The sequence below is a fragment of the Acinetobacter sp. JADD-222 genome (assembly GCF_049310645.1).
The window spans coordinates 37,317-49,911 of record NZ_JBMOWI010000003.1 but is presented as its reverse complement, the minus strand read 5'-3'; the positions used below and the strand labels follow the sequence as shown (position 1 = coordinate 49,911).

Annotated in this window: 11 protein-coding genes; 5 read left to right on the top strand and 6 right to left on the bottom strand. The window is 38.6% G+C overall.

The genetic code is table 11. The features are described 5' to 3' along the window. Nucleotides 1-20 precede the first annotated feature (20 nt). On the bottom strand, nt 21-623 hold the full coding sequence (locus tag ACO6UW_RS03980) for a LysE/ArgO family amino acid transporter (RefSeq protein ID WP_057062161.1): 603 nt from the start codon (nt 621-623) through the stop codon (nt 21-23). 105 nt (nt 624-728) lie between these two features. On the opposite strand from ACO6UW_RS03980, the gene ACO6UW_RS03975 reads away from it, so the two are divergent. After that, on the top strand, nt 729-1,619 hold the full coding sequence (locus ACO6UW_RS03975; protein ID WP_005070528.1) for a LysR family transcriptional regulator ArgP: 891 nt from the start codon (nt 729-731) through the stop codon (nt 1,617-1,619). Nucleotides 1,620-1,621: 2 nt separating this feature from the next. On the opposite strand, the gene ACO6UW_RS03970 is transcribed toward ACO6UW_RS03975, so the two are convergent. Beyond that, complete coding sequence (locus tag ACO6UW_RS03970; RefSeq protein ID WP_057062162.1) at nt 1,622-2,008, bottom strand: hypothetical protein; 387 nt, start codon at nt 2,006-2,008, stop codon at nt 1,622-1,624. A gap of 99 nt (nt 2,009-2,107) precedes the next feature. Continuing rightward, on the bottom strand, nt 2,108-2,944 hold the full coding sequence (rsmI, locus tag ACO6UW_RS03965) for a 16S rRNA (cytidine(1402)-2'-O)-methyltransferase (protein ID WP_057076715.1): 837 nt from the start codon (nt 2,942-2,944) through the stop codon (nt 2,108-2,110). Nucleotides 2,945-3,153: 209 nt separating this feature from the next. Between rsmI and ACO6UW_RS03960 the strand changes: the two genes are divergently transcribed. The 3 genes from ACO6UW_RS03960 to ACO6UW_RS03950 all read left to right on the top strand — a co-directional run bounded on the left by ACO6UW_RS03960 (nt 3,154) and on the right by ACO6UW_RS03950 (nt 5,209). Continuing rightward, entirely contained in the window at nt 3,154-3,555 is a 402-nt protein-coding gene (locus ACO6UW_RS03960; RefSeq protein WP_005070523.1) for a YraN family protein, read from the top strand. 79 nt (nt 3,556-3,634) lie between these two features. Next, nucleotides 3,635-4,342, top strand: a complete 708-nt coding sequence (locus ACO6UW_RS03955; RefSeq protein WP_002117601.1) for a BON domain-containing protein — start codon at nt 3,635-3,637, stop codon at nt 4,340-4,342. Between the two features lie 3 nt (nt 4,343-4,345). After that, nucleotides 4,346-5,209: an alpha/beta hydrolase gene (locus tag ACO6UW_RS03950; RefSeq protein ID WP_002117650.1), complete on the top strand. Its 864-nt coding sequence runs from the start codon at nt 4,346-4,348 to the stop codon at nt 5,207-5,209. A gap of 28 nt (nt 5,210-5,237) precedes the next feature. On the opposite strand, the gene nudC is transcribed toward ACO6UW_RS03950, so the two are convergent. The 3 genes from nudC to dnaQ all read right to left on the bottom strand — a co-directional run bounded on the left by nudC (nt 5,238) and on the right by dnaQ (nt 9,134). After that, entirely contained in the window at nt 5,238-5,981 is a 744-nt protein-coding gene (nudC, locus tag ACO6UW_RS03945; RefSeq protein ID WP_005070517.1) for an NAD(+) diphosphatase, read from the bottom strand. Then, a complete protein-coding gene (locus tag ACO6UW_RS03940) occupies nt 5,981-7,624 on the bottom strand; it encodes a hypothetical protein (RefSeq protein ID WP_057062164.1) in 1,644 nt (547 codons plus the stop codon). Before ACO6UW_RS03940 ends, nudC begins: the two co-directional genes overlap by 1 nt. Before the next feature lie 130 nt (nt 7,625-7,754). Continuing rightward, nucleotides 7,755-9,134 carry a DNA polymerase III subunit epsilon gene (dnaQ, locus tag ACO6UW_RS03935; protein WP_057062165.1) on the bottom strand — a complete coding sequence of 460 codons (1,380 nt, stop codon included), beginning with the start codon at nt 9,132-9,134 and terminating at the stop codon, nt 7,755-7,757. Between the two features lie 233 nt (nt 9,135-9,367). Here dnaQ and ACO6UW_RS03930 point away from each other — a divergent pair, with 233 nt between their 5' ends. Then, nucleotides 9,368-12,583: a lytic transglycosylase gene (locus tag ACO6UW_RS03930; protein WP_057062166.1), complete on the top strand. Its 3,216-nt coding sequence runs from the start codon at nt 9,368-9,370 to the stop codon at nt 12,581-12,583. Nucleotides 12,584-12,595: the final 12 nt, after the last annotated feature.

The following is a 12,595-nucleotide window of genomic DNA, read 5'->3' as shown; positions in this document are numbered from 1 at the left end:
CCTTTTTTAATTTTAAGCCGTTAAAACAAGAGGGTTATAGCGATACTCCACATAACGCAACCAATAATGAAATCTAAAATTTTCCAAGCTTTAGGATTGGTAAATAGTGGCTTTAATAATCTTGCACCATAGCCCAGACTAAAAAAGAAAACCCAAGAGGCAAGAATGCTGCCCAAAGCAAAACTCACTTTATCTTCAAGCTGAGTTGCAACTGAACCAATCAGAACAATAGTGTCTAAATAGACATGAGGATTAAGCCAAGTAAAGGCAAGACAGGTCACTAATGCTTGAGTTAATGTTTGTTTTTGACTGCTATCAAGGTCCATACTTTGGGTAGTCTTAAATGCAGCATAAAATGCTTTGACACCATAAACGAATAAAAACGTTGCCCCTAAATATTTAGCCACGGTAATTAAGATAGGTGATGCCGTCATGATTTCTGCAAAACCTAATACACCACATGCAATTAAAATTGAGTCGGACAGTGCGCAGATTAAACACAACCAGAATACATATTGCTGTTTAAGCCCTTGTTTGAGGACAAAAGCATTTTGAGCTCCAATTGCTACGATAAGCCCGCTACCAATACCGAAACCTTTAAAAAATATACTAAGAGAGAACATAACAATAAGGTGAAAAAATCAGATATGGGAATTATCTGACTTTTTATTAAGAAATAAGTAAAATTAAGAATATTTAGGTTTGGCTAAAAAAAATTTAGGTTTGATATGTTAGATAGCAAACAATGTGAAGCCTTTCTTGCAGTCGCAGAATTGGGAAGTTTTGATGCGGCAGGGGAGCATTTATATATTACACCCTCGGCAGTGTCCTTACGCGTACAGGCTTTAGAAAAGTATTTAGGACAAATTCTAATTATACGAGGTCGCCCTTGTGTGCTCACTCAAGCGGGGCAAACTTTATTGCAACATTTACGTCATACGAGATTAATGGAGCAAAATTTATTACAAGGTTTGATGGGAAAATCATCAGAATCTGAATTTTATAAAATTGCTCTAGCTTCAAATGCAGATTCATTAGCTACTTGGCTTTTACCAAATATTCAGCAAACACTTTTTAAAGAAAAAATAGTCTTAGAACTAAAAATTGATGATCAATCTCACACGCACACTTTATTGGAGACAGGACAAGTCAATGCCTGTATTTCGGCAGAAGAGCAGGTCATGTCAGGTTGTTTAGCTCAACCACTAGGAAAAATGCGTTATAAAATGTTGGCCTCTGCTGAATTTGTAAATAAATGGTTTAGTGCCGGAGTGAATAGAGACGCATTAAGAAAAGCACCAGCAGTTATTTTTAATCATAAAGACTTAATGCATTCAGAGGTCTTACTAAAAGGATACGGTTTACCGATGCAAAGTTATCCTTATAGTTTTATTCCAGCAACAGATGCTTTCGTCAAAGCAATTCAATTAGGTTTAGGCTATGGCATGGTGCCCGAGTTGCAGGTTCAGCCACTACTCGGAAATGGAACACTTGTTGATATTATGCCTGAAGCCGAACTTGATGTTCCTTTATATTGGCACCACTGGAAAAGACAGTCACAGCAACTTGATGTATTAACTGAAACAATTGTTCAATCAGCAAAAAAGATATTGAGATAAATTTAAGTCCCTGAGCGGGCATAAAAATTTGAAACATGCTGAATATAAAACTCTATATCTTGTGTTGAGTAACCTAAAAGTTGTCCGATTCTACGGTCAAGTTCTAAGCGATCTTCGAGTTGAGTCTCCTTTAGTGATTTTTCAATACATAACACAAGTTCATTTAAATCTGCTAAAGGAGCATTTTTATAGATCAGCATAATTGAAAATGGTAAAGGTAAAGAGGTTTCAATATCTTTACTCAGCATAGATAAAGTACCTTGCTCGAGATGCTCTAAAAACTCGGTAGGTAATAGATCATAAAACAAAGCGATGGGTTTCTCGCCTGAAAGTAGTAATTCTAGTTCACACTCTTCATGCGGCCCAAGTTTTCCAAGCTGTACATTCATGTAAATACTCTTATTTTTATCTTTAATATTATTATGCAAAATTCATGCACAGTGATGATGAAGGCTATTTATTGTTCATCACTGTGCTTAATCAAAAGATTAAGATTGTGTTAACTCAAGCGCACGTTGATAAGCGACTTTTTTCTTAACTCCTATTAAATCAGCAGCCAGTTGAGATGCCGCTTTAACAGATAAATCTTGAAGTAAGCGCTTTAAAAGCTCATCTAGTTTTTCTTGTTCCAGATCTGTTTTTTCTGGTGCACCGCCAACTACAAGAACAATTTCGCCTTTTTCTTGGTTGTGATCATTTTCTATAAAACTGACCAAATCTTTTAAAGTCATTTTTTTGATGGTTTCAAAGGTTTTGGTAATTTCACGTGCGAAACCTACAGGGCGGTTTTCACCAAATACCTCAGCCATATTTTTTACACATTCTAAAATACGGTGTGGTGCTTCATAGAAAATTAAGGTCTGAGTTTCATTTTTGAGTTTTTCTAATTGAGAAATACGTTGAGAAGCTTTTGATGGCAAAAATCCTTCAAAACCAAAACGATCACTCGGTAGGCCTACTGCACTTAAAGCGGCAATCGCAGCACATGCGCCAGGCACGGGAACAACCCTAATACCATGTTCTTGAGCAGCTCGAACTAACTTAAAACCAGGGTCACTAATAAGCGGTGTACCCGCATCACTAATTAAAGCAATATCATCGCCTGCAAGTAATTTTTGAACTAACTGCTCAATTTTATTACTTTCATTGTGATCATGACATGCAGTAAGTTGAGTCGATATATTATAGTGCTTAAATAATTGTGCTGATTGACGCGTATCTTCGGCAGCTACAATAGAAACTGATTTTAAAATATCAATTGCACGGAAAGTCATATCATCTAAGTGCCCGATTGGGGTGGCTACAACGAATAACTGAGCACTCATTTGGTTTTACTCCGTACAGATAAACAATTTTAATGGGGTAGTTTACCCGAAATTATGATTTGGGCGTGAACAATGTCTGCCAACCTTTGCTTTTCCAAAATGATCTGATTTTCATTTGTTCAATTTAAATCAAAAAGTACGGGTGGATTTAACGAAATAATTTAAGCATCAAAATATGTGGTGCTACTTTTAATTTGGGGAAGATAAGAATGCTATTAGCGCAGCAGTTGGGTAAATGGGCAGAGCAAACGGCTTTAAACCTGTTGCAAAAGCAAAACTATGTATGGGTAACCAGTAATTATCATTCACGCCGTGGTGAAGTGGATTTGATTGTTAAAAGAGGACAAGAACTGGTTTTTGTCGAGGTAAAAGCGCGTACTATAGGAAATTATGGACAAGCTTGCGAAATGGTAACGAGAACAAAGCAGAAGAAAATTATTAAAACCGCGATGCGTTTTTTACAGCGCTACCCATCTTATCAGGATTTTTATTGTCGTTTTGATGTGATTTGTTTTGATTTTCCACAGAAAATTGCAAAAACAGTACAGCAAGACTTTTCAAATTTCCATTATGATCTGCAATGGATCGAAAATGCATTTACTTTGGATTAAGAGTTCATTACTCTTTTGAGCAAATTAAAACCGATGTTTTATGATCAAGCCAAGAAGAGATTGATAGGAGTCTGGTGGAGTGTTGAAACGTATTGCTGTAACAGCGCTTTGTGTCGCAAGTTTGTCAGGTTGCGCAAGTTTTATTTCTGGTGGAACAGGTACAGCTCCAGTCGGAACAGATAGTGGTGTACGTAGCTTAGGTCAGGTATTCATTGATTCTTCAATTAAACGTACAGCGAATATTAACCTCTATAAGCTTGATCAGCGTTTTAAACAATCACGTATTAATATCGAAAGTTTCCATAGTACTGTTTTATTAACAGGACAAGTGCCAGACCCATACTTGAAACAATTGGCAGAAGACAATCTTAAAGCCATGAGTGATGTAAAAGCTGTACATAACTACATTACCGTGGGTAATAAGGTCAGCTATAACACGATCATGCAAGATGCTGGTGTAACTGCAAATACACGTGCTCTATTAATGAAAGCGCCAGTTGTATCGGACAGTAAAGTACTTGTCCATACCGAAGACGGCGTACTTTATGTAATGGGCCGTTTAAATACAGCTGAAATTAATGATTTAAATAATGTGCTTCAAAATGTTGGTAACGTGACCAAAATTGTGACACTCATTGATAACGTTGATTTAGCACCTGCGCCAGCGGCGAGTACTGCTAGTGCAACGACTACACCAATTATTAATAACGTCATTGCTCAACCAACAGTTCAAACTCCTGTTGCAATTGATCCTGACCAAACAGATCCAGCTTCGAATGCACAGTAATATATGAATCTGATTGAACAACTACAAAGTAAAATTGAACAGGCGCGAACTCTTTATAAAGAGTTCCGCCTTTATGATTTGGGGAGTTTTGCTTTAAACCGTTTTACGCCAAAAGATGGTTTTGAACAGGTCGCAAATGTACGTTATGGTCTAAAGCCGCGTCACCGTTTGGATATTTACCGATCTGTTAAAAAACTAGCACATCAGCCTCTTATTGTTTTTGTACATGGTGGTGCTTGGCAGCATGGTAATAAGCGAGATTATCTTTTTATTGGTGAGACGTTTGCTAAAGAAGGCTATGACGTTGCAGTTATCAACTATCAATTAGCTCCTAAAAATATTTTTCCGAGTTTTGTTGATGATTTGACTCAGGCACTGAATTATTTACATCAAAACCAAGACAAACTAGAAATTTCTACAGAAAATGTTGTGCTTATGGGGCATTCAGCAGGGGCATTTAATGTAATGTCTGCTGTTTATCACCCAAAACCAAATCCTATTCAATGTTTAGGAAATATTAAGGCGATTTTCGGTTTAGCTGGACCTTATCATTTTGATTATAAGGGTGACCCACTTGCCGAAGATGCTTTTGATCAAAGTATTTCTTATCAAGAAGTGATGCCATACTATTTCGTCAATCAAAATAGTATTAAACATTACTTGCTCATGGCTGAAAATGATCAGCTTGTCGGCAAAGAAAATACGTTGGATTTGGATCGGGCTTTAAGACAGAGTGGAAATCACAGCCATATCGCTGTGATTCCTAAAACTGGACATATTACAATTTTGGCCAGTCTTTCTAGCTTTATTAGCCACTATTTCAGAACGAAAAGAACGATCTTACATTTTCTCGAAGAAGTGTTTTAAACGAGAGTCTCGTTTAAAACACGGCAGATTACCCAGCTTGGGTAATCTGCATAATCATTGAATGAGCAATACTTCCTTTAAACGGAATCTCAGGTAATTGATCAATTTTGAAGAATTGTGCATCTGCAATTTCTTCTTCTTGAAGCTTAATTTCACCCGACTCATATTCTGCCCGAAATGCAACCATAAGGTTACTCGGGAATGGCCAAGGCTGACTTGACATATACTGAATATTTTTGAGTTTTAAACCGACTTCTTCAAAAGCTTCACGTTGTACTGCTTCTTCAAGTGTTTCGCCCACCTCAACAAAACCTGCAATCAAACCATACATATTGGTTTTGTTATGAACTGACTTAGCCAGCAAGATTTCATCATCACCACGAGTAATGACGGTAATAATGCAAGGGTTTACACGAGGATATTGGTGGTAGCGACAAGAAGGGCATACCATTGCATATTCGGTTGGATGAACTTCTGTCGGATGTCCACAGTGGCTACAAAACTTATGGTTACGTCGCCATTCAAGTAATTGAACAGCACGGCTCGCTTGCAAAAACTGTTCTTTCGACCAGCTGGTAATAAGCTGGCGAATTGGGACAAGTTGTAAGCCTTCGGGGATAGGTTCCTCAGCAAGCAAGTCACGTGCAATGACCTGCTCATCATGAGTGAAAAGTAAATCACTTGCTAACTTTTCGACTTTGGGTAGTTGGAGATTCTGGTCAACCAGTAATTGTTGATGATGGAAAATATAAGCAAGTGATAATTCAGACATTAAGCTGCCTTTTTTTGAAGTTGTTGACTACTCGACAATGCTACATTAAACATGGATTGTAGAACAGGTTGTTTATCTTTTAAATTGTCAACTAACATGTCAATGCCTGCTAATACGTTAAAAATACAGTGAATTTGGTCTGTATTAAAAGGCTGGTTTTGTTCAAGTTGCTCTTGAACAAATTGGGCAGTTTGGAGTAAAGCATGTTGTTGAGTCGTGCTTCCTAAAAATTCGGCTGCACCTGCTAACTCTTTTAATGAACCTGCAATGGCTTCAATATTTTGTGTTTGGTCATTGGCATACAACGTAAGACTCTGACAGATAAAATCAATTAAATTTTTTGTCTCGGTAAGCAAAGCTTGATGAGCTTCATCAAGACGGTCTAAAGAAATCGCCGTATTATTCACGCTAAGTTGTAGACGATTTGACGTGTAATTGCGTACCAAAATACCAATTGAGTTCATAGCAGATAAAATACTATTCATCAGCTGCTGAGCATAGTTTTCATCACTTAAAATGTTAAGTTGACTTAAACTGCTGGCTTGTTGAGAAAGAGCAGAGGCGGCTTCATCAAGGTTTAGTAGTCTAAAGGTATGAGCCAGTTGTAAAAGGCTCGCTTGTAGTTGCTGTGCTTTTTCAGGCGACATATTTTGATAGTTGTATTCAATATCGTTCCGCACCTTATTCATTTCATCCAAGATTAATTGGCTGACTGTGTGCATCGTGTCAAAGTCCGGACCAAAAAGATGGCGACTTAAAACGAGTAATTGAGTATCAGTCGGTGTTTCATCACCAATATGAAGCTGGTTACGAATAAGGTGAGCAATCTCATCTTCTTGAGCGATGACAATACTTAAAATATCTGCGAATGCCGCTAAATTAGGTTCAAAACTTTCGGGTGTTGCCAAAAATAGAGCAATATGACTTTCAATATTAATCAGTACACGTAGGCGTGAATCATTTAAAAGGAGGTCATCAATATGGTTAAAAGCGTAATTGACGAGCTGCCAATATTTTTGGCTTAGCTGAGTGTTCGCCATGCTGACCAAATAGGTTGCAATAAGTTTAAAGGCTTGAAAATTCTGAGCTGAGGCTGTCTTTTTTAAAAATTGGTGTAAAGATAGTTTGTATAGTTGATGGATGAACTGAGTTTTTTCACTAATTAATATTTCAGGCAAGGGTAGTTCAAGCGAAGTATTTGTAAGTAAAGGAACAATAGCTTGTCCCGATGTAGTTAGAGGCTTATTTAAAGCCAATTCTAAATTATTTACAGTCGTAAGAAGAAATTGTGGAACTTGTATTTCACGCAAACAGATAAATTCAATATAGCGCTTTACCATGGTCGTGCCTTCGCTTAGGGCAACGACATCATCCGTATTAATTTGGGTTGGATTCGCAATAATTTTTTGCATCAACTCAGTCGAATATTGAGTGATTTTTGCAAGATAAGGAACATCAATTAAGCGTAGAACTTGAGTGCATTGTTTAAATTGTTCTAATGCATCATCAATACCAAAAGGGAGAGCCTGTTCTTCAATTAAGGTACTTACTGCACCTTCAACCAGTTTTATTGAACGATCAATTTCATGTTTAATGATGAGTAAAGCTGTTGGATCGAAATGAATCGACGTATGCTCAGACATAAACGTTCCCCTTTGCAAAAAAATCAATTGTTATATTCGTAGTGCTCAATAATTTGAGCTAAAAATCTATGCGACTAATATAACTTAACTTACAAAGGGGAAAAGCTAAAAACACTAAAGAATCAAAAATTTATTTTGCAAAAAGGCAAGGTTCTCCGTGTTTTTCCTCATATTCTTTGACCCAAGTCTCATGTGTATTTAACTCTTCATCTGAAGGGTAAATTACAGGGAGGTCAATTTGAACTCTGCTTCTATTGGTTGTTTGCTGGCTATTTTCACTCTGCGATAAGGCATCTATATCAAAAGAAACCTGACCACCAGTCATTGCCAAGTAAACATCAGCAAGAATTTCAGCATCGAGTAATGCGCCGTGGAAAGTACGGTCACGTGCTGGAATTTCATAACGTCTTACAAGCGCATCAAGGGAGTTTTTTTGTCCTGGATGTTTGTTTTTCGCTAAAGCTAAAGTATCCGTTACCTCACACACTTCAGAAAGTGCAGGAAGCCCTACGCGTTTAAACTCCATATCAAGGAAGTTCATGTCGAAGGTCGCGTTATGGGCAATAATCTCTGCACCTTTGAGATAGTCAAATAAGGTGTCAGCAATGTCCGCATAGAGCGGTTTATCTTTTAAGAAATCATCACTGATGCCGTGGATGTTTTCTGAGTCTCCCACTGGTTTTTGTGGGTTAATATAAATATGAATCGAGCTACCCGTAAGCTTACGGTTAATCATCTCAATCGCGCCCACCTCAATAATGCGGTCGCCATCTTGGAAATAAAAACCAGTAGTTTCCGTATCGAGAATCAGTTGTCGAGGCCCTTGTAATTTTAATTTGGCTTCGGTCACAACGATTTGAGGATGAATGTTGTTGGTTGGCTGCTTACTTTCTTGTTCGGCAGTTTCAACTTCAATAATTTCTTCTTCCACAATAATCATCTCAACTTCTTCAGATGCTTCAAGATGAATATTTTCTTCTTCTGTTGCCTCAGCTAGGTCAAACCCGAAAGGGTCATCTAGCAACCAGTCCTGTTCAGGCTTTTTTATATCTTGCGATACAGTGGCAGACTGTGGTTGCTTGAGTTCTTTCGCAGTTTTGTCTGCACCTAAATTAGCAAGCTGGTCTGCCATTTCATTGCCAGGGTGTCCTGCGTGGCCTTTAATCCAGTTCCACTCAATATTTCTACCTGCACAGACAGCATCTAATTTCTGCCAAAGGTCAGGATTTTTTACATCTTTCCAGTTTTTCTTTTTCCAACCATGAATCCACTCAGTAATACCTTGCTTCACATAATTTGAATCTGTCCAGATAATCAAATGTGCATCGGTTGGACAAAATGAAACACCTTCAATGGCAGCAGTGAGTTCCATACGGTTATTGGTCGTATCAGGCTCACCGCCAAATAATTTATGTTCACCCTGCTCAGTAATGACATACGCGCCCCAACCACCTAAACCCGGATTGCCACGACATGCACCATCAACATACAGTGTGATTGTTTGAGACATAAATCGAAACCTAAACTAAAAGAAAAAGAACTGAATATGGTGTATTGTATACGCAAAAAGTTCGGTTCCATTGTATCAAAGCAAGGTTTTTTTAATTTCTTGTAACATTTCCATGCAAATGACATTAAATTATTGCCTTGTCTATCTTGCATGCTTTACTACAATGGCATCGAAGACCTAGGGTTTGTGGGCAGACCCCAAAAAAATATTACGCGAGTTGTTTGGAAGTTTTTATGTATAAACCAACCACATTTGTGTGGCAGCCATCTGCAGCATCATTGTTTAAAATTACCGTACTTAGCTCTGCGTTAGCTGCGTTGGGTATTACAACAGGCTGTTCATCGACTCCGCAATCTGCAAAAACCTCAAAATCGAAACAGGTCAGTGGTGCAGGTTATTTAGATGCGAGTAGTCTTGATTCATTGGAAGACTTACTTTCAGCAACTGATATGCGTGCTGTAGAGGGTGACCGCCTGCTTATTTTAAAGCACGGTGATGTCTGGAAACGTATGTCTGTTGGTTTCAAAATGGATTTGAACCATTGGGATTCACGTATTGAAGCTCAGCGTAGTTGGTTTATTTCTCGTCAGCCTTATCTTGATCGTTTAAGTGCCCGCGCAAGTCGTTATTTGTACCATACAGTTAAAGAAGCTGAACGCCGTGGTTTGCCGACAGAACTTGCACTCTTACCTGTAATTGAAAGTTCATATGACCCAGCTGCAACAAGTAGTGCTGCAGCAGCAGGTTTATGGCAGTTTATTCCGAGTACTGGCCGTATTTATGGCTTAAAGCAAACAGGCATGTATGATGGCCGTCGAGATGTTGTTGAGTCGACTCGTGCTGCCTATGAGTTTTTAGGAAGCTTATATAATCAATTCGGTTCTTGGGAGCTTGCTTTAGCAGCCTATAACGCTGGACCAGGACGTATTCAACAAGCAATTAACCGAAATCAGGCAGCAGGTTTACCAACTGATTATTGGTCTTTAAAATTACCTCAAGAAACCATGAACTATGTTCCTCGTTTCTTGGCTGTTGCCCAAATTATTAAAAATCCAAAAGCTTACGGTATTTCTTTACCACCAATTGCAAATAGACCCCATTTCCGTGAAGTGACTTTATCTGCACCTTTATCTTTAAATGAAATTGCTTCTGTAGCTGGATTAAGTCGTTCGGAACTCTATGCATTAAACCCGGGATATCGTGGTGAAATGGTAGACCCAGCGAGTCCAATGCGTATCTTGATTCCAGCCGATTTAAGTCCTTCAATTGATAATAAATTAAAAGGTATGAAGTCAGGCGGTGGTTCAGGTTGGTGGGCAAATGTGACCTCACCATCTAAGCCAGATGTAAGTGCTTCAACATCTGTGACAATTAAAACCACGCCTGCAAATCAGGTTCAACCGGTTAAACCGTCTACACCTACTAAAACAACGAGTAGCTCTACCACGGTAAAAACTTCAACTCCTCGTGGGTCTGATGCTTTAGCCGCGTTTGCAGCTTCGGCTGATGTACCAAGTGCTCCACGTATTCCTGTTGCTGTAACACCTGCGGCAAATATTAAGCAAGTGAAGACAGAGCCACCAATCTCGGCTGCAGAACGTGAAAAGATTTTAGCGGCAGTTCGAGCTGAAGGTGAGAAAGAAACAGTTCAACAAGCTTTAGAGCCACAACCAACGCAGGCTGAAAAAGATCAAGTAGTTGCTGAGTTAAAAGCTATTGCACCACAAGGAACAGAAATTGTTGATCCTTATGATGGCAAAATTAAGTTAACTGCGATTCAAACAAGTCAGTCAGTTGCAGAGCAACAAGGTAAAGAAGTAAGTAAAGGTTTTGCATATCCAAAAACTTTAGCTGAAGACGTGACTGTAGCTAATTCTGAAGATGGGCAGCGTAATAAAGACAAGCCTTACATTAAAACTGACACAGATGTAGTGGTTGTGCAGCCTAAAGGCAAACGTAGTACCTATACAGTTTTACCGGGTGATACTTTAGCCGTTATTGCGATGAAAAACGGCGTAAACTGGCGCGATGTTGCTAAGTGGAACCAGATTGATCCTGAAAAGACGTTATATGTTGGTTCAACGCTTTACCTTTATGATGCTAAGCCACAAGAAACTCAAACGACTTCAAAAAGCACAGCTAAACCAGATGTATATGTCGTTCAGGCTAACGATAGTTTAAGCGGTGTGGCTAACCAGTTTAATTTGTCAGTAAGACAATTGGCTGAATATAACGATTTATCAGTGACTGATGGCTTATTTGTTGGGCAAAAACTACAGTTAAAAGAACCAAAAAATAGTCGCTCAAGTGCTAAAGCAGAACCGAAAGCTGTTCAGGCAAGTGCAAAACGTATAGCAACTAAGAGCTATACTGTGAAGCGCGGTGAATACCTTAAATTGATTGCAGATCGTTATGCGCTTTCTAATCAGGAACTTGCTGAATTAACACCGGGATTAACTGCGGGCAGTAACTTAATGGTAGGCCAAAAAATTAATGTGCCTACACAAGATATTTCTATAGATGAAGTTGCTGAAACTAAGGCTTCTAGTAAATCTGAGAAAGCATCGGCAAGTGTTTCTTATAAAACAGAAGGCTATAAAGTACAACGTGGTGATACTTTATCGAGTATTGCAACTAAATCAAAAATTAGCCTAGCTGAGTTAGCCGAGTTAAATAACTTAAAAGCAAATAGCCATGTGCAGCTTGGTCAAACTTTAAAAGTACCGGCAGGCTTAAGTGTTCCAGAACAATACGTTGTACAGTCTGGCGATAGTTTAAATGCGATTGCGAGTAAATATAATTTGCAAACAAGCTATTTGGCTGACCTAAACGGTTTGTCTCGTACTGCTGGTTTGCGTGCTGGTCAACGCTTAAAACTAACAGGTACGGTTGAAGAAGTACCAACTAAATCTTCTAAAAACGCCAAAGAAGAAACACCAGAAACTTATACAGTTAAATCTGGTGATAGCTTAGGTAATATTGCTAATCGCTACCACTTACAGTTGGACTACCTTGCTTCATTAAATGGTCTTTCACGCAATAGTAGCGTTCGTGTGGGGCAGCGTTTAAAGCTAACGGGTGATGTGCCTACAGTTGAAACAGCTAAAGCAGATACTAAGTCTTCAACTAAAACGGTTGCCGCTGGTAAAAATACTGAAAAATATACGGTTAAATCTGGTGAGTCTTTAAATAGTATCGCGAGCCGTGCTGGTATTTCAGTGCGTGAACTGGCTGAAATGAATGCATTAAAAGCAAATGCTAACTTACAGCGCGGTCAGAATATTGTGATTCCAAAAACTGTCGTGGAATACAAAGTGAAGCGTGGTGATACTTTAATCGGTCTTGCGAGTAAATATGGTTTAGAAACCAATTTATTAGCTGAGCTGAATAATTTAACGCCTTCTACTCAGCTTCGCATTGGTGATGTGATTAAAGTGCCTAATTTGTAAAATAATTAGTCA